The following is a 17,492-nucleotide window of genomic DNA, read 5'->3' on the forward strand; positions in this document are numbered from 1 at the left end:
GAGATTATTAAGAGCGCTGAAGCGCAACTACGTACCTTATTTGTCTGACAATAATAAAATCGTCCTGCTTGTTAAGAGGAATTGAGGGGATATTCAGCTAATAAATGGTAATTTAAAAACAGTGATAAACTTGATATTCATAACCATCAACAGGTGACAAGTCGCGAGATTCAATCTGACACTTTTGTGCTGCTAAATTTACGGGCGCGCGAAAATTCACCAACCACAAATCTAGCGGGCGTTCCAATTGACTGAGTGTCTTGTCAAGTATCCCCGCCACAATTTCTGGCGCCTCCCTTCTCTGCTTAACTAAAAGAAACTGTGGAGAATCAAAGGCTTTAACTTCTTCCTTATTCCTATTCCTAACATCCGTTACAGAATCCGTTGCCGAACCCTTCTTCCTTCTATCCTTTACATCCTTTACATCCGTTACATCCGTTACATCCGCTACAAAATCCGTTGCCGAACTCTTTTTCCATTCCAATCCTATCCCCATCAACTCTCCTATTTCTACATGAGTCTTTTGAGTAGTAGCAATTAACACTGGAACTTTCGAGACTTCGCGGATAATCGGAATTAACAAATCTGGTTTGTAATATTTGCGATAGCCGAGATTGGAATTTACTGTTACACTGCTGACAAAACCCATTACTAAAATTAGCAGCACTGCTTTTTTGCCAGTAAATTCTACAGCAGGTAAATTAAACCATCGAGTTTTTATTGTAGGTGTCTCATAAATAAATGCTAAAGTTACTCCTAATATTAATATCACTCCCGGAAAGTAGACGAAATTGTATCGAGGGCCGCGAGTTAGGTCAATTCCTAGAATGTATGCAAAGCTGAAAAATAGGAAAATTGCTCCTAGCACAAATCCGCCAAAAATAACAGTACCTAAACGAGTATCGGTGGTTTTTAAGGAAGTTTTGAGAGCATTTTGTAGCAGGGGAAGCGCCCAAATGAAATATATTGTCATGCCGATCGCAGATCCAACCACCACTGCCAGATTTGAAGATTCCACCGGAAGCAGCGATATCACAGCGATCCATCCCGCCAAAGCTTGGAAAATCGGTGCGATCCAATCTACAAATGTGCGATCGCCACTGACAATCCAATTCGTGAGCTCGCTACCGTATTTATTCGACAAAAATATCGGCAGCCAAACTAAACCGCCCGCTACAGTCCCCAGGGCTACGGCGAAAAGTCGCCAGAGGATTTGAAATTGCCAAATATTCGGCTGCTGACTCTCTGAAAGCGCCAATTTTCCATGAAACTGCTGCCAGATTACAGCAATTAATGCTATGGCTTCTGCACACAAAGTCAAGGCAAAAAAGTAGTGAACCGCAATTCCCAAACAATTAACAATTATCCAAAATAGCACCGTCCAGATAGGCAGTGGAGCGCGCTGTTGCAGCTTTTTTGCAGCTAATGTCAAGCAAAAAAGAGACGCAATAACTAATAAGATTCCTAAGGTATAATGGCGGGCTTCTTGGGCGAGATAAATGCCGTAGGGAGAAACTGCCATCATCGCAGCCGCACATTGACCGACTAAACGAGAATTGAACGCAAATTTGCCTAAAAGGTAGATAGCTGGAACTGAAATCACTCCTAATAATGCCGGAAGCGATCGCCCAATCCACACTAAACTATCCTCAGTCGGCGCAAACAGTCGCATCCACCAGTGGGCTACCATAAAATACACTGGCGGATGGTTGCTTTCCACCAGCAAATGCTTGAGAACATCTGCAATGCCAGCATCCGGGCCCAATTGTAGCGGTTGTAGTAGAGTGGAAAGTGCGATCGCCCGATCGATCGGCACCCCGCGAAAACTGTTGCCCAAACTAAACACCAGAGTCGAAAACTCGTCCGTCCACAGCGGTTTCGAGTCCAAATTTGCAAAACGTAGCATTAGGGCGATCGCCGTCCACAGTAATAGCAACAACAGTTGTTTATGCTTAATCATTAATTCAGTCAGTTGTGTGTTGTCAGTTGTGTGTTGTCAGTTATGTGTTGTCAGTTGACCGCCCACTGCCCACTGCCCCATGCCCAATTCCCAATTCCCTAATCAACTTCCGTTACCCGCCAGCTTAGCTTCATGTTGATCCAGAAATTCCACAGAGTCACAGCCACGATCGCAATTAAGTTAGCCAAATATTCATTCATCCCAAAAACATTAAACATCAAATTAACCAGCAGCACATTCAAAATCAAACCCATCAAGCAAATTGTATTAAACTTCAACAGGCGTTTGAAGCGCTGGCGATTTCCCGGTTGCCGCTTAGAAATGTCCCCAAAAGTCCACAAATCATTCCACAAAAAATTACTAATAATTGCTAATTCAGCAGCAATAATTAGACTGCGAGTCAGCTCCAAATGCAGACTATTTCGCAGGACGTACAAAACCCCCATGTTGACAAACACACCGCTGAAACCCACGATGCCAAATCGCAGAAACTTACCCACTGGCCAGCGGGCAAACCGCAATATGAACAAATGTCGCAAATACTCAATATACTGTTTCCCCGTAACTTTGCTTTCGCCTTCTTTCCGCTCCTGAAATACATAACCAACTTCTCCAATCCAGCGGATATTTCCCCTACCGAGCACTTCAATCAAGATTTTGTAACCCGCAGGATTCATGGTTTGGCCGGCAATGCAACTGCGACGCACCATAAAATAGCCGCTCATTGGATCGGAAACTCTGCCGACGACTCCAGGCAGTATAATCAATCCAACAGTTTGAGCGCCCCGCGACAAAAATCTCCTGACAACGCTCCAGTCGCTCACACCACCCTCAGCAACGTGGCGGCTCGCAGCGGCCAAATCTGCCCCCCGCTGAATTTCTGCTAAAAGCTGCAATAGCGTCTCCGGCGGATGCTGCAAGTCGGCATCGATGACACCCAAAACCTCGCCCCGAGCAGCCTGCCACCCGCGAATCACGGCTGTGGAAAGTCCCCGCTCGTGCTCGCGCCGCATCACCCGCAATTGCGGATAGTCGGCTGTTAGCGACTGGGCAACTTCCCAGGTGCGATCGGGGCTGTTGTCATCGACTACAATTAATTCGTAGTTGCCGGGAATGCTGCCATCAAGCAACTTGCTCAATTGTTCCACAATACTTTTGACATTCTTGCACTCGTTGTAGGTGGGAATCACCAAGGAAAAATAAATTGGCTGTGTATCTTCTGCAAAAGTTGAACCACAAGTCCCTACAGCAGGAATTTGCAAAGGCCCAGACGGCACTGGCAACAGGTGATTTGCTTCATTGACGCTCATAGTTACCGTTTCTTAAAATGAAAAGATGTTTTTTTACGACTTTATACTTTAGAATCTGTTTCGTCCATAGTTGATTTGTTAAGATATAAAAAGCCGTTAATTTTAGTGGTGGATTTTGTGACTGAATCGGAAAATAAAACTGTTGATGCAATTCTCGATCGCGCTTTACAACTTTATAACATCTCTAGCGCAGAGGCATTGGTACTTTTGCAGCAAAGAGAGCCAGATGCGATCGCTTCTATTCAAACAACCGCTGACTTGCTCCGCCGCCGACAATCAGGCGATATTGTTACTTATGTTATCAATCGAAATATTAATTTCACCAATATTTGCGAGCAGCATTGCAGTTTCTGTGCGTTCCGCCGCGACGACGGAGATGAGGGCGCTTTTTGGTTAGATACAGCCCAAATTCTAGAGAAGGCAACAGATGCAGTGCAGCGGGGTGCGACGGAAATTTGTATGCAGGGCGGCTTAAATCTGCAAGCTAAGCTCAACGGTGAATCTTTGCCTTATTATCTGCAATTAGTGAAAACAATTAAGGATAAGTTTCCGCAGTTGCACTTGCACGCTTTTTCGCCCCAAGAAATAGAATTTATTGCCAGACAAGATCGTCTTAGTTTCAGCTATGTAATTTCGGCATTGCAGGATGCGGGAGTCGGTTCGATGCCCGGTACTGCGGCGGAGGTTCTCGACGATGCAGTGCGACGGGTGATTTGCCCGGAAAAACTAGATTCGGCAACTTGGCTAGAAATCGTAGGAACTGCTCACAGCTTAGGTTTGCCGACAACGAGCACGATGCTTTGCGGGCATATTGAGGCGGCAGGGCAGCAGGTTTTGCATTTAGAAAAAGTGCGATCGCTCCAACAAAGTGCCATTAACAACAACTATCCAGCTCGCATCACAGAATTCATTTTACTGCCCTTTGTCGGGCAAGAAGCACCGGCACCTTTGCGGAGTCGAGTCGGCCGCGATCAACCAGTTTTAGCAGATACATTATTGCTCACTGCTGTATCGAGAATCTTCTTAGGAAATACGATTCCCAATCACCAGCCGAGTTGGGTTAAATTAGGTTTGGAAGGAGCTAAGGAAGCGCTGAAATGGGGTTGCAACGACATCGGCGGCACATTGATGGAAGAACACATTACTACAATGGCCGGTGCGGTTGGTGGCGGTTGTCAATCGGTAGAAGATTTGCAAAATGCGATTACTTCTTTGGGCCGGAGTTATCAGCAAAGGGATACAATTTATCGACCTGCGGGGGTTGACAAATTGGCGGCAATTGTATAAGTTTTTCGTAGGGTGCGTCGCCATGAAAAATCCCCAAAATACTCGATAAGTTAAGGGCGACGCACCTTATATAATTTATAAAAGATTTATAAAAAGTCTTACAATCCAACATTTTTTTGGTTGGTTTGTTCAACCCTTATATCAGGTGCGTCGCCCTCAGCTTGTAGATTAAATACCAGAGATTGTCGATCGCGATGCACCATGCAAATACTAGAAGTTTAGCCGATCGCACTTTCAAATTCTTCTAGCGCTTGCAAATTTCCAACCTGCCAAGCACGTTCCACTGTAGCAGGAATCAGTTGGGCGATCGCAATTCCCGGAAAATTCGGACTAATATCCGATTCTACATACTCTCCATCTTGCAGCACATAGATGCGAAGCCTACCGCTATCGTAAACCCAGACTTCTGGAACTTCAATAGCTAGATAAGCATCGATCGTAGTTTTAGAGGCTACATCCGTTTCAATTGCTAAATCCGGCGGCGGATCGTCCGGCAAAAGTCGGCGGCGGCTAATCATCCGCTGATAATTTAGAATATAAAAGCAAGCATCAGGTTCAATTCCCGCTGCACCTTCCCGCTTGAAAGTAGTAGAACCGAAGGGTTCGTATCTTCTACCCGCAGACTTGAGTAAAATTTTGACAATATCAGAGATTAAATCTGTTGGCCTTTCGTGTTCGGGTAAAGGAACCATAATTTCTAAAGTTTCTTTGCTGTAAGCAATTCGTGCCGATCGCTTTTCTCCCAATTCCTCCAAAATTGACTCGAATTCCAGCCAACTTACATTTGGAATAGTTACGACACTGCCGGGAGTAAGCGTTATTTGGCTAACGGGTTTGAGGACGGGAGCGATAACAATCATAAGCTGAATTGGGAGCTAGTTGTTAAGTTTGTGCAAAGGACAGGCAGGCGGTGCCTACCCCACAATAGTTTTTGGATATATATGTTGAGTGTAGCACGGGCAACGAGAAGAGATGCGCGATCGCAATTTACGATTGCTAGACATCAAAGCCAGATTTGGTATAATTAGTATTATCAGTCATTCTAAAAACCTATGACTCAAACTTTACCCAAACTCGTAAACTTCGAGGAATTTGTAGAGTCGCTACCTGAAAATAGGACGGTACGCTACGAACTGCATAATGGAGAGATTGTTGAGATGGCACAACCAGTAGGCGAACACGAGGAAGTTATCAGCTTTCTTGGCATCGAAATTCCTTATGAAATCAAACGTCTGGGATTGCCCTACGGTATCCCTCGCCAAGTGATAGTTAGACCTCCTGAAAAAGATTCTGGTTATTGCCCCGATTTGTTGGTGCTGAACCGTGCAAACCTGGTGAATGAACCATTGTGGCAAAAACAATCTATCCTCAGTTTAGGTGCATCGATACCTTTGGCGATCGAAGTTGTGTCAACCAATTGGCGCGATGATTACTATTTGAAATACGCTGATTACGAGGAAATGGGTATCGCTGAATATTGGATTGTGGATTATGCTGCGTTGGGTGGACGCAATTTTATTGGTAATCCCAAACAACCGACAATTTCTGTGTGTAACTTGGTTGATGGTGAATATCAAATTCTCAAGTTTCGGGAGTGCGATCGGATTGTGTCGCAAACGTTTCCAGATTTGAGCTTGACAGCCAATCAGATTTTTCAAGCTGGTTTAGTGTAAACCGATATGTTGTAAAATTATAATTGAGGTGTTTTATTCAAACGAACTCATACAATGTTTTGAAAAAAAAAGGAATATGACAATTAACATCGCTACTTTGCCGTGAATAAAATCCGCAAATCTCTAACAATAGTTGTTCTCTAAAATTTTTCTCATCCCCACTCCAGTCACCGGGTGGCTTTATTTGCTTCCAATAATTCTTCGCTTTTTTGATTGTCAGCAAAGCTAGGATTAACTCATGCTTGTGGGCTGCGTCAGTCGTATTTTGAAACTGGTGTTTCCATGAATCCTGAAATTTATCTAAGTCTAATTGTGTACAATCCAGTCCCGAACAATGATTTATGCGATCGAGGGCTCTCCGTATGTTAAGGTTATTCTTCAAGTCTGGATCGCTACTAATTTTATCAGCCATATCAATATAAATACTATTCAGTTGAACAGGATTATCCTGATACATAGGAGAATTAGGATAATCATCAAATATTGATTGAAGTTCAGGTGTGATAAAATATGCTTCTTTATGAATCAAACCTGTAATCCATATGCGGTGCTGTTTTGCATTTTGTGCTTTCACCTGCGATTTTTCGTAAAGATTGCAAAAAATTGCTTCTGTATCGGGAAAACTGTAATTATCAATCTCTTGCAAGTGCAAGTCCAAATCTATCATTGCAAAAAGTCGATCTGGATCTAAATACGAGTTAGTGGTATCCTGTTCGTGTAATATTAAAAGATTCAAATAAGTATTGATTACAGTTGCGCGATCGCCACAGTTGAAAAATTGTGGTCGTTTCTGAGTCCACCATTTTGGAACGCAAGCATTATAAAAGTTTGCATCCGGCGTGTACTTCATTGCTTTATAAGATTGAGGTGACTTTATACCCTGTGTTTCGGGAATCTTGCCTTCGCACAAAACAACAATTTTATTTTTAATTTCGCGAGACTTAAGAATTATCTCGCAATGTTCTTTTAGCTCTTTTGGATTAAGACTCATTTGTAATATTAGATTCTGGTTTGATTAGTTTTGGTTCGATTTCTTTAACATGAGCCGGTGTCAAAGCTTCACACAATGCGTAGGAGTGAGTTGCCAGAATATATTGATTGCTGGGTGCCCATTCTTTGAGGTCTGAGATAATTTGATATTGCCAATCTGGATGAAAAGCAATTTCAACTTCATCCATCAACACAATAGCATCTTCTATGTTCCGGGATTTGAGCCATATATAAATGCTAAGTCTTTTGAGTTCGCCGTGACTTAAATCTTCTGGATATAGTTCTATAGTTTCACCATTATTATCCAATTTAAAATTGACTCCTGAAAAATCTTCATCTAAATTTATCTTTTTGTTTCCCAGTAGCAGATTTAAGTCGTTAATTAGAGTTTGATAGTTGTTGCCGTAGCTACCTGTTTTAATTGCTTCTCTGAAATCGCGATCGCGAGCATCTTTAAATAATTCAATAAATAGCTCTACTGCAATAAAGTCATAGGTAAACAAGCCATTTAATTTAAATCTTGCAGATTCCGCTAATACCATGTAACTAGTATGAGCCAAGTTATTTGGATTTCTGAATAATAGTTGTCTACCATTGAGCGGAAGAAATAGCAAAACTTGCGTTGAAGGAGCAGCCAAAAATATTTTATATGATAACTTTTTTAAGAACTCTTGTGTTTTTTTTCTATCTATATTACTGAAATGACAAAGTAAAGATTCATCACCCTCATTATTTAATTTTCGCTCATTTGAATAGTTACATACATATATTATATTCTTTGAGTGTAAATATTCAATATTTTTGTCACGCATTACCTCAAGCTGCTTAAGTGATTCACAAACTTCTACAATTTCATCGTGTCTATCTGGATCTGTTCTAAGATAATCAAACTCATTTTTAACTATTTCTAATTTTTTGAAATCTGAAAAAAATTCCTCAGATTCATCTACGGTTTCTTTTTTAAGATTTAAAGACAATAACTGTTTGAGACAATAATCTGTATAAGAAATGAATTGAAGATTGACTATTTTTTCTCCATCCCAAATGTCGATAATTGCTAAAAATCTTTTGTCTTCCCCATCATAAATTTTAAATCCATGAAGTAGATTTTGTAAAAACTGTTTTTTATCATCATCAAAAGAACAGTGCAGCAATACAAAAATTAATTGCAGCAGCGTACTTTTACCGCCACCATTTTGACTGCCCAGCGGAAAAATTTTAGGGAAAAAATCTTTTTCAAAAGTGATATCTATATTTTTCAAACCCCGAAAATCAGGAACTTGAACTCGTAGCAAGTGCATAAAAAACTCCTGGTGTTGGCTTGCATTCAGTTTGGTTAATCGGACTTACTCACGGGTGTCAGAAACCGGGTTTTTTCGAGAATACTTGACTACCGCCGACAAAAACCATAAAAACCCGGTTTCTTTGGTTGTGATAAGTATAGCCTTTCCTAAAAAGATGAGGTATCATTGACAGCTTACATAACGCACTAAACTCAGAGGGCTGAAGCCCAACAACATACCTCATCTTTGCGATAACCGCTGTAAGTCCCGACTAAGTAATAAAGCTAACTAAAATCCCCAAAATTTCATCAACTGGTGGCAGCGAGTATTCTCTTAAACCAATTGTAACAGTTTGCTCTTCAAGTTTGATAAACTTCCACAAGTTACCCGTCGTAACACAACCATAAAGCTTGTTGACAAACTCGCCATTTCTTTCATTGAATTTTTGAGCTGCAATCATCTCAGCAATACATTGTCCAAGTCCGCCGTTGATGTCTTCTTTTTTTGCTTCCACTACAATCATAGCAGGAGCTTCGATGAAAAGTTGTTCGGGCGATTTGCTGATGAGGAAGTCGCAGACACCGTTAAGTCCCACCGATTGATCTACGGTAAATTCATTGCCTGAAAAAAGGCTAATTTTCTGTTTAAAAATATCTTTTAATTCTAGCAGAATCGGACAGATAATCATTTCAGAACGAGCTTTTTCGGTATTCAGGGCTAGGGCTAGAGGTAGGCGTTTTTCAATAAACTCAGCTAGGGCTGGACTCGGCTGAATCGGCGGCGCTGAAACAATAAAAGTAGGTACTTCTATTAGGGTGAGTTGAAAGTCTTGTTTGACTTTTTTGAGGGTGAATTCACTATATGACATTGCTTTTTCACGCTCATAATAATGTTGGCTGGATTAGATTATATAGCCTTTCTCAAAAAGATGAGGTATGACTGGCAGGTTGTATAACCGCTGAAACCAAGAGGGCCCAAGCCCAACAACGTACCTCATCTTTGTGAGAACCGCTATAACTCACATCTTTTACTGTTTTCAAGAACAGGCAAGATGCTTGTTCCACAATACATTAAGTTTCTTGTGGGGTGGGCATCTTGCCCGCCCTTTTAAACCTTAAACTTCTCCACAATCCGTCTCATTGCTTCTTCCACATTCTCCCGACTATTAAACGCCGAAATGCGGAAATAACCCTCGCCCGCCGCACCAAAACCAGAACCCGGAGTGCCCACCACATTGCAAGTTTCCAGCAACTTCTGGAAGAAATCCCAACTCGACAAACCGTGAGGCGTTTTCACCCACACATAAGGTGCATTTTCGCCGCCAAAAACTTCGATTCCGGCTGCTGTCAATTTCTCGCGGATAATCGCCGCATTTTCCATGTAAAAATTGACTAATGCCTGAATTTGTGCTTTGCCAGCCTCGGAATAAACCGCCTCAGCACCGCGCTGCACGATGTAAGAAACGCCGTTGAATTTAGTAGATTGGCGGCGGTTCCACAATTTCCAAATTTCGACATCGGAACCATCGGCGGCTTTTCCTGTCAAAGTTTTTGGTACGACTGTTAGGGCGCAGCGAGTACCCGTGAAACCGGCATTTTTGGAGAATGAACGAAATTCGATCGCACAATCGCGCGCACCTTCAATTTCGTAGATAGAATGGGGCAAACTCGGATCGGTAATATAGGCTTCGTAGGCGGCATCGAAGAAAATAATCGAACCGTTCGCCTTAGCATAGTTTACCCAAGCTTGCAAGTGTTCCTTGGTGGCAGTCGCGCCCGTCGGGTTGTTGGGGAAACACAGGTAAATTAAATCGACTTTTTTGTCTGTGGGAATTTGGGCGGTAAAGTTGTTTTCGGCGGTAATTGGCAGGTAAACAAATCCGTCGTATTCGCCCTTTTCGTTGGCGTCTCCGGTGTGTCCGGCCATCACGTTCGTGTCTACGTAAACCGGGTAAACTGGATCGGTAACGGCGATCGTATTATCATTGCCAAAGATATCCAGAATATTACCGCAATCGCACTTAGAACCGTCAGAAATAAAGATTTCCGAAGCATCAATATCGCATCCCCGCGCCTTGAAGTCGTGCTGGGCAATTTTCTCCCTCAGCCACTCATAACCTTGTTCCGGGCCGTATCCTTTAAATGTATCCCGCACGCCCATGTCTTCCACCGCTTTTACCATCGCCGCGCGGCAAGCTTCCGGTAGCGGTTCCGTCACGTCGCCAATCCCCAGCCGGATGATGGGCGCACCGGGATTCGCGTCTGCGTAGGCTTTCACTCTGCGCCCGATTTCGGGAAACAGGTAGCCGGCTTTGAGTTTGAGGTAGTTGTCGTTGATAGTTGCCATAGTGCGATCGCTCTCAATGTCGTACAATAGCTTACTCTCTATCGAAGGAAGAAGAAAGAAGGAAGAAGGAAGAAGGAAGAGTCAAATTTCTTAACATATCTTTACCTGTGTTGGTAGTTTTACTTAATCGATCGGCAAACACAGCACATTGACAAAAAAATCAACTAGCTTGTATAATGAGATATAGTGTGCAACCCAGAACCAATTATGGATGAGATAGAGTACGCCAAACTGTGTCAAGAATTGGCGGCGATTCTGAATGAGTTTAACTTAGGTTGGGTAGTTCAACAAGTCGCCGATACTGTAGAGATAGGTAAAGTAATTGAAGAGCGATCGCTCAAACGAAAGACACCGCTGCTCAAGATAGAAGATTATACCGCGAAAGAACAACTTTTGCTGTTAATTGCTGCTGTCGAACAAGCGACGGTGAACACTTCCGAAATGGAAGACGAAATTGCTTATTTCTTGAAAGTAGAATCGGAAACCTCTCCCCTCGGCACAAAAATTGTCTTTGCCAATTCCGGCGCAAAAACAGCCCAAACTATGGAGTTTACGTCCACTTTAACAGCCCCACGCCACAAACAGGCGATCGCCCTCAAGCAATTACTCGAAAAACTGCCCTCTGAACCTAGCAACTACGCCATCAATTCTGAAATTAAGAGCAAGTTAAAAAGCTCGATCGATTTAGATTTTAACGGAGTGGCAGAACAAGCCAGAATTTTTGATGCTTACCTATTCACTATCCTGCTGAAAGCAGTTGCTAACGAAGGTGGCAACATCTATTATAACAATGTTTTAGACGACGAAACGCCGAAATATTTAACATTTAGAAAAACAGCCGGAAAAATCCACGGAACAGCACATCCATACACTCATGCTGTGGTGGAATTTCCCGACAAACCAGCCCTGGAAATTCATCTCGGAGTCAAAGTGCAAGGTAGAGCCGGAGTTCTGCACAACTGCAACGTTTTAATTCTGTACCAAAAAGAAGCGAATATCTGCCGTTTGCTCAACCGGGAACCGCGACACTCGCAAGTAATTTTAGCAGTAAAATCCGAACATTGCACCTCGGAACTTCAACTAGAAATGGCTGGTGCTTTTATCGGATTGGCGTCAGATATTCGCTACGAAGGCGGCAGTTATTTCATTTCTAATAGTTACTCGCAACCAGTGGCAAAATTACTGACTACTGCGCGCAAAAAATGGGAACACAACATCTTTCCTAGAGCCACAAACGATGTTCACAGGCTGATGTACTCATTTCAAACTATCTTTAAAGACTTTAAGGCAAGGAATTGAGATATGGGTATGGCGTATGGGAATTGGGAATAGGTTTGTAGTGAGGACTTTAGTCCGCTCATTTATGCGGACTAAAGTCCTCACTACAAACCAATATAATCTATATCTTTCCTAGAGCCACAAACGATGTTCACAGGCTAATGTACTCGTTTCAAACTATCTTTAAAGACTTTAAGGCAAGGAATTGAGATATGGGTATGGCGTATGGGAATTGGGAATAGGTTTGTAGTGAGGACTTTAGTCCTCATAAATCGGAGGACTAAAGTCCTCACTACAAACCAATATAATCTATGATATTGCGAGTACCAGAACTTTACGAATAATGTTCAAGAAAGATAAATCTTCCCTGCTGTTTACGATCGGAGCCGCCACACTTCTGATCGGTTTAGGTATCCTCGCGTACTCGATCGTCATTTCCCGAGGCCCCGCCAAAGATTTGCCAGCGGGAGCCGTCGTTGTTCCCCAAGATGCGATGATGGCTCTATCCATCACTACCGATGAATCGCAGTGGAATAGGCTGCGAGAATTTGGTACGCCGGAGTCGAAAGCTTCGTTTGAAAGGTTTTTAAGCGAATTGCGCGATCGCATCCTCACAAGCAACGGTTACGCCTATCAGCAAGACATTCAGCCTTGGGTGGGTAACACGGTAATGGTGGCGTTTCTCCGCAACAAAACAGCGATACCAGTTCCCCCGCGCGCACCCAACGCGCCCCCACCTCAGCCAATTCAGCAGTCAGTAGCAATTATCCTCCCCATCTCCAACCCGATTAAAGCTAAAGAATTATTAGCCAAACCCAGACCCCTCAACCAAGGAAAAATGGTTGAGCGGAATTACAAAGGAGTGCAAGTTACAGAAACTCAAGGTATACCCGATCGCAATTTCTCAGTCGCGGTACTCGGTACCAACTATCTAGCAGTCACCACAGATCCCACCGCCACAGACAGAATAATTGACACCTACAAAGGCGAACCATCCCTCGCCAAAACTCCTGGCTATGGAGACGCCATTCAACAAATTAAGGATGCCGGTGCCTTCGGTCAAATCTACGTGAATATGCCGGTTGCAGCAGCCTTTACAGCCGCCAACTCATCCCGCGAAATTTCGGTAGAAAACCTGGAAAAACTGCAACAAAATCAAGGATTTGCCACCACAGCGACGCTGGATGCAGACGGAATTGGATTCAAATCAATCTCTTGGCTAAAACCAGATTCTACTACTCGTATAGCAGTGGAAAATAATGCTCTAAAAATGGCTAACCGCCTGCCAAACAATACAATCATGATGGTATCGGGCGGTAACTTGCAGCGTTTGTGGCAAGACTACGTATTGGGAGCCGATGCTAATCCGCTTGCCCCGATTAATCCTCAAGTTTTGCGTACTGGTTTAAAATCGACTACTGGCCAGGATTTAGATAAAGATTTCATCAATTGGATGGCGGGAGAATTTTCTCTATCATTAATACCAGCCCCCGCACAGAATCCGAAAGATAAATTTGCTGCTGGATTTGTATTTATGGTGGAAACAAACAACCGCGGCGCCGCCAACAAATCCCTGAAACAGCTTGATGAAATGATGAAAACTAAAGGGTTTAGAGTTGAGGAAATTCAAGTGGGGGGGCAACCTGCGACTCAATGGAAATCGCCGTTTGGAGGGATTACTGTAACTCGCGGCTGGATGAAGGATGTAATGTTTATGACAGTAGGAGCACCCGTGGTAGACTCGATCGTTCCGGCACCTACAAGTCCGCTTTTAAGTAGCGAATTGTTCCAAAAAACTGTACGATCGCAACTTAAGCCTCACAACGGCAATTTTTTCATCGACACCGAGAGTGCGTTTAACCCGAAAAACCTCGCTTTGCCGGAGTTTCCTCCCAACCAAAAAATCTGGATAGATGCCACGCGGTCGATCGGCATTACAGCGGCCGTGATTGGCGATCGTACCACCCGCTACGACGCTTTTGTCGGTCTCAAAAAATCTGACCAATCGACTCCTTCACCCAAGCCCTCACCGAATCCATCTTTACCGAGTTCATCTTCACCGAGTTCATCTTCACCAAGTTCATCTTCACCAAGCCCTGATTCACCGAGTTCATCTTCACCAAGTTCATCTTCACCAAGCCCTGATTCACCGAGTTCATCTTCACCAATCCCTGATTCACCCAGTCCCTCGCCCACTGTCCAAACTTCACCGAATTAACTCTCAAATCCTGCCAAAAATCCGCTATGACAGCCCCTTAAACTGCAAAAGGGCGATCGATTAAAACCGAAAAGCAGCAGCTCGAAACCGACAATAGCGGATTTGATTTGGAGAGGAAAAGTGAGCCGGATTTAAGTTGTTTTACCTCACCAAACCTCACACCAAGAAACCGCCCAACCCGGTTTTTTTTAACAAACCGGGTTACAGCAACCTCTAAAAATTTGGCTTGTAGCCCAGGGAAGAAGGAAGAAGCAATAACAGTCCGGGACACACACCAACCTTCAAACCTTAAGATTCGCGGACGTTGTTGGGCTTGAGCCCTCTTACTGGAACTGGTTATATAAGCTATGAGTCATACCTCATCTTTTTGAGAAAGGCTATACTTTTTCTTGTCATAATTTTTTTTACAGGCTATCGTGGAGATAGCTTTGTTATTTTTGAACCTAGGAAAGGAAAGATGTTTGACCAGAAATTTTCCCGATCGCTCTTGGACGCAGAACCTAATTTTTAACCCCATCCTTTGTAGAAAGTCTCAATAATAGTAAAAAAAAATCGGTTGATCGGCGTCGGAGTGGGTCTAAAATGGCGTTTTTTTGAATGTGTCATGGGGAATATACAGAGTCTAGGCATTGCGAGTTATATTGAGATGAGAGTGTGGATAAGATACGTTATTGTTGCGATTTATTAAAAATTAAACCCTTTAAAACCTATGAAAACCCCCAAAAATCTTCAAATATCGGCTAAATCGTTGTCAAAACAAAGAATTAGCCAACTGGCACTTTATGTGCAAATAATCTTGATAAATATTTACTTTTTGCAAGCAAAAGCAGAAGCTCAAATTGTGCCAGCGAACGATGGAACTGGCACCAAAGTCACTCCCACCCCAAGCGGAACTCCTACACCTCAAACTCGCTTCGACATTGAAGGCGGACAATTATCGAACGACAAACAAAATCTATTCCACAGTTTTACACAATTCGGTTTGTCGCCAAATCAGATAGCCAACTTTATCTCAAATCCCAGCATTCGCAACATTTTAGGTCGCATTAACGGCGGCAGCCCTTCGATTATTAACGGCTCAATTCAATTAACCGGCGGTAATGCTAACTTGTTTCTGATGAATCCCTCGGGCATCATATTTGGCAACAGTGCCAGCTTAAATGTGCCGGCTTCTTTTACAGCAACCACGGCCACCGGTATTGGATTTGGTTCTAATTCGTTTAACGCAGTCGGTACTAACACCTACACATCTCTGACGGGCGCGCCCACTTCCTTTGCTTTTGGAGCCGATCGAGCTGGGGCAATTATCAACACAGCCGACTTAGCAGTCAAGTCAGGGCAGAGCTTAACTTTGCTCGGCGGCACCGTTGTCAGCACAGGCAATCTTTCGGCACCGGGCGGTAAAATTACCGTTGCGTCAGTCACTGGGACAAATTTAGTGCGAATCAGTCAAGCAGACAGTTTGCTGAGTTTGGACATCCAGCCGTCGCCAGCGACAAGCAGCCCTGGAACAGCAGTCGCATCCTTGCCGGAACTGCTGACAGGGGTCGGTCAAACCAATGCTACAGGCATCAGCGTCAATGCTAGCGGTCAATTGGTACTTACAGCGTCTAACCGAGTAGTAGCTGCGGGGGATGTTGCAGTCAAAGGTGCCAGCGCTCGGGCGATCGAAATTCAAGCAGCCAACACCCTTGCAGCCGGCGGCAACCTGACGAGTACACAAGGTGCGATCGTCCTACAAGCCAGCAGCGACATTAGCACACTCGCTCTCAACTCCAACTCCACCACCGCAGCAGGCGGCAACATCAGCGTCACCAGCCGTACAGGAAAAGTAGAAACAGGCAATATCAACGCAGGCTCAAGTGACAAAACCAGCAACGCCGGAGATGTTAGTATTGCAGCCTCAAGCAGCATTCAAACAGGCTTCATAGACGCCAACTCCGAAGAAAAAAAAGGCGGTCAAGTCACCCTCAAGGCCAGCAATGACATAGAAGTAACCCGTATCAACACCCAAGGGCGAACAGCCGGAGGAAATATTAACATTGCAGCCGGCCGTTATTTCCGAGCTACAGGCACTTTTACCTGCTTGGTGCAAGGTTGTAGCATTGCCGCCGCCGCGACTGGTAGCGCCAATGGTGGAGATATCACCATTAGCCACGGTGGCCAAGCCTCAAACACTATTTTCGGCGTCGGGCCCAACTATAACAGCTTGAACGGTACTGCTGGCAGCATTGCCACTGGGAGCGACAAGAAGGAAAATGTTATTGCATCCGGAAGTTTTCCCAGCTCAAAGACTCAGATCGTACAGCCGACGCAAATTAATATCACAACTTCTTCAACCTCGCCGACGCCGACTCCGGCACCGACGCCGACTCCGACTCCTGCACCGACTCCGGCACCAACTCCGGCACCAACTCCGGCACCAACCCCTGCACCAACCCCTGCACCGACTCCTGCACCGACTCCTGCACCGACTCCTGCACCGACTCCTGCACCGACTCCCGCGCCAGCACCTGCACCCGCACCAGCACCAACTCCGGCGCCAGCACCTGCACCGACGCCCGCACCGACTCCCGCACCAACTCCGGCGCCAGCACCTGCACCGACTCCCGCACCAACTCCGGCGCCAGCACCTGCACCGACTCCTGCACCGACTCCCAACCCTCCGCCAGCACCCAGGCGAACTCCTGCACCTGCACCGACACCCGCGCCAGCACCCGCACCTGCACCGACACCCGCGCCAGCACCAGCACCAGCACCAGCACCCGCACCAGCACCGACACCCGCGCCAGCACCCGCACCTGCACCAGCACCTGCACCAGCACCGACACCCGCGCCAGCACCCGCACCTGCACCAGCACCTGCACCAGGGCAGACAATTACTGAACCCAGCGTACCAGTATCAAATTTGCCGATCGCACCAACGATTGCTCAAAATCCAGCGCCGAACTCGAATTTGCCGATCGCACCAACGATTGCTCAAAATCCAGCGCCGAACTCGAATTTGCCGATCGCACCAACGATTGCTCAAAATCCAGCGCCGAACTCAAATTTGCCGATCGCACCAACGATTGCTCAAAATCCAGCGCCGAACTCGAATTTGCCGATCGCACCAACGATTGCTCAAAATCCAGCGCCGAACTCGAA

Annotated in this window: 12 protein-coding genes; 5 read left to right on the forward strand and 7 right to left on the reverse strand. The window is 44.8% G+C overall.

The genetic code is table 11. The features are described 5' to 3' along the window. Positions 1-112: 112 nt before the first annotated feature. Positions 113-1,960, reverse strand: a complete 1,848-nt coding sequence (locus QZ938_RS22105) for a glycosyltransferase family 39 protein (protein WP_293353257.1) — start codon at positions 1,958-1,960, stop codon at positions 113-115. A 98-nt stretch (positions 1,961-2,058) separates the two neighbouring features. Continuing rightward, positions 2,059-3,270, reverse strand: coding sequence for a glycosyltransferase (locus tag QZ938_RS22110; protein WP_293149446.1), 1,212 nt, complete (start codon positions 3,268-3,270; stop codon positions 2,059-2,061). 117 nt (positions 3,271-3,387) lie between these two features. On the opposite strand from QZ938_RS22110, the gene cofH reads away from it, so the two are divergent. After that, on the forward strand, positions 3,388-4,557 hold the full coding sequence (gene cofH / locus QZ938_RS22115; protein ID WP_293353255.1) for a 7,8-didemethyl-8-hydroxy-5-deazariboflavin synthase subunit CofH: 1,170 nt from the start codon (positions 3,388-3,390) through the stop codon (positions 4,555-4,557). Positions 4,558-4,775: 218 nt separating this feature from the next. On the opposite strand, the gene QZ938_RS22120 is transcribed toward cofH, so the two are convergent. Next, positions 4,776-5,417, reverse strand: coding sequence for a Uma2 family endonuclease (locus tag QZ938_RS22120; protein WP_293353253.1), 642 nt, complete (start codon positions 5,415-5,417; stop codon positions 4,776-4,778). A gap of 192 nt (positions 5,418-5,609) precedes the next feature. Between QZ938_RS22120 and QZ938_RS22125 the strand changes: the two genes are divergently transcribed. After that, positions 5,610-6,230, forward strand: a complete 621-nt coding sequence (locus QZ938_RS22125; RefSeq protein WP_293353251.1) for a Uma2 family endonuclease — start codon at positions 5,610-5,612, stop codon at positions 6,228-6,230. Positions 6,231-6,267: 37 nt separating this feature from the next. On the opposite strand, the gene QZ938_RS22130 is transcribed toward QZ938_RS22125, so the two are convergent. From QZ938_RS22130 to QZ938_RS22145, 4 genes are all read right to left on the reverse strand, one after another. Continuing rightward, on the reverse strand, positions 6,268-7,221 hold the full coding sequence (locus QZ938_RS22130) for a hypothetical protein (protein WP_293353249.1): 954 nt from the start codon (positions 7,219-7,221) through the stop codon (positions 6,268-6,270). After that, positions 7,211-8,521, reverse strand: coding sequence for an AAA family ATPase (locus QZ938_RS22135; RefSeq protein ID WP_293353247.1), 1,311 nt, complete (start codon positions 8,519-8,521; stop codon positions 7,211-7,213). The genes QZ938_RS22130 and QZ938_RS22135 overlap by 11 nt, the downstream gene beginning before the upstream one ends. A 253-nt stretch (positions 8,522-8,774) precedes the next feature. Beyond that, entirely contained in the window at positions 8,775-9,371 is a 597-nt protein-coding gene (locus QZ938_RS22140) for a hypothetical protein (RefSeq protein ID WP_293353245.1), read from the reverse strand. 239 nt (positions 9,372-9,610) lie between these two features. Next, entirely contained in the window at positions 9,611-10,849 is a 1,239-nt protein-coding gene (locus QZ938_RS22145) for an LL-diaminopimelate aminotransferase (RefSeq protein WP_293353319.1), read from the reverse strand. 207 nt (positions 10,850-11,056) lie between these two features. Here QZ938_RS22145 and QZ938_RS22150 point away from each other — a divergent pair, with 207 nt between their 5' ends. From QZ938_RS22150 to QZ938_RS22160, 3 genes are all read left to right on the forward strand, one after another. Beyond that, positions 11,057-12,148, forward strand: a complete 1,092-nt coding sequence (locus tag QZ938_RS22150) for a hypothetical protein (protein WP_293353243.1) — start codon at positions 11,057-11,059, stop codon at positions 12,146-12,148. 322 nt (positions 12,149-12,470) lie between these two features. Next, complete coding sequence (locus QZ938_RS22155) at positions 12,471-14,345, forward strand: DUF3352 domain-containing protein (RefSeq protein WP_293353241.1); 1,875 nt, start codon at positions 12,471-12,473, stop codon at positions 14,343-14,345. Between the two features lie 796 nt (positions 14,346-15,141). Next, on the forward strand, positions 15,142-17,492 hold a 2,351-nt coding region (locus tag QZ938_RS22160), incomplete at its 3' end, for a filamentous hemagglutinin N-terminal domain-containing protein (protein ID WP_293365639.1).

It is taken from the genome of Microcoleus sp. CAWBG27 (genome assembly GCF_020883145.1).
Taxonomy (GTDB): Bacteria; Cyanobacteriota; Cyanobacteriia; order Cyanobacteriales; family Microcoleaceae; genus Microcoleus.

Bases quoted from the DNA above. Each gene is read 5' to 3' on its own strand.
- QZ938_RS22105 (WP_293353257.1), bottom strand. From the start codon at position 1,960: ATGATTAAGCATAAACAACTGTTGTTGCTATTACTGTGGACGGCGATC.
- QZ938_RS22110 (WP_293149446.1), bottom strand. From the start codon at position 3,270: ATGAGCGTCAATGAAGCAAATCACCTGTTGCCAGTGCCGTCTGGGCCT.
- QZ938_RS22120 (WP_293353253.1), bottom strand. From the start codon at position 5,417: ATGATTGTTATCGCTCCCGTCCTCAAACCCGTTAGCCAAATAACGCTT.
- QZ938_RS22125 (WP_293353251.1), top strand. From the start codon at position 5,610: ATGACTCAAACTTTACCCAAACTCGTAAACTTCGAGGAATTTGTAGAG.
- QZ938_RS22130 (WP_293353249.1), bottom strand. From the start codon at position 7,221: ATGAGTCTTAATCCAAAAGAGCTAAAAGAACATTGCGAGATAATTCTT.
- QZ938_RS22135 (WP_293353247.1), bottom strand. From the start codon at position 8,521: ATGCACTTGCTACGAGTTCAAGTTCCTGATTTTCGGGGTTTGAAAAAT.
- QZ938_RS22140 (WP_293353245.1), bottom strand. From the start codon at position 9,371: ATGTCATATAGTGAATTCACCCTCAAAAAAGTCAAACAAGACTTTCAA.
- QZ938_RS22145 (WP_293353319.1), bottom strand. From the start codon at position 10,849: ATGGCAACTATCAACGACAACTACCTCAAACTCAAAGCCGGCTACCTG.
- QZ938_RS22150 (WP_293353243.1), top strand. From the start codon at position 11,057: ATGGATGAGATAGAGTACGCCAAACTGTGTCAAGAATTGGCGGCGATT.
- QZ938_RS22155 (WP_293353241.1), top strand. From the start codon at position 12,471: ATGTTCAAGAAAGATAAATCTTCCCTGCTGTTTACGATCGGAGCCGCC.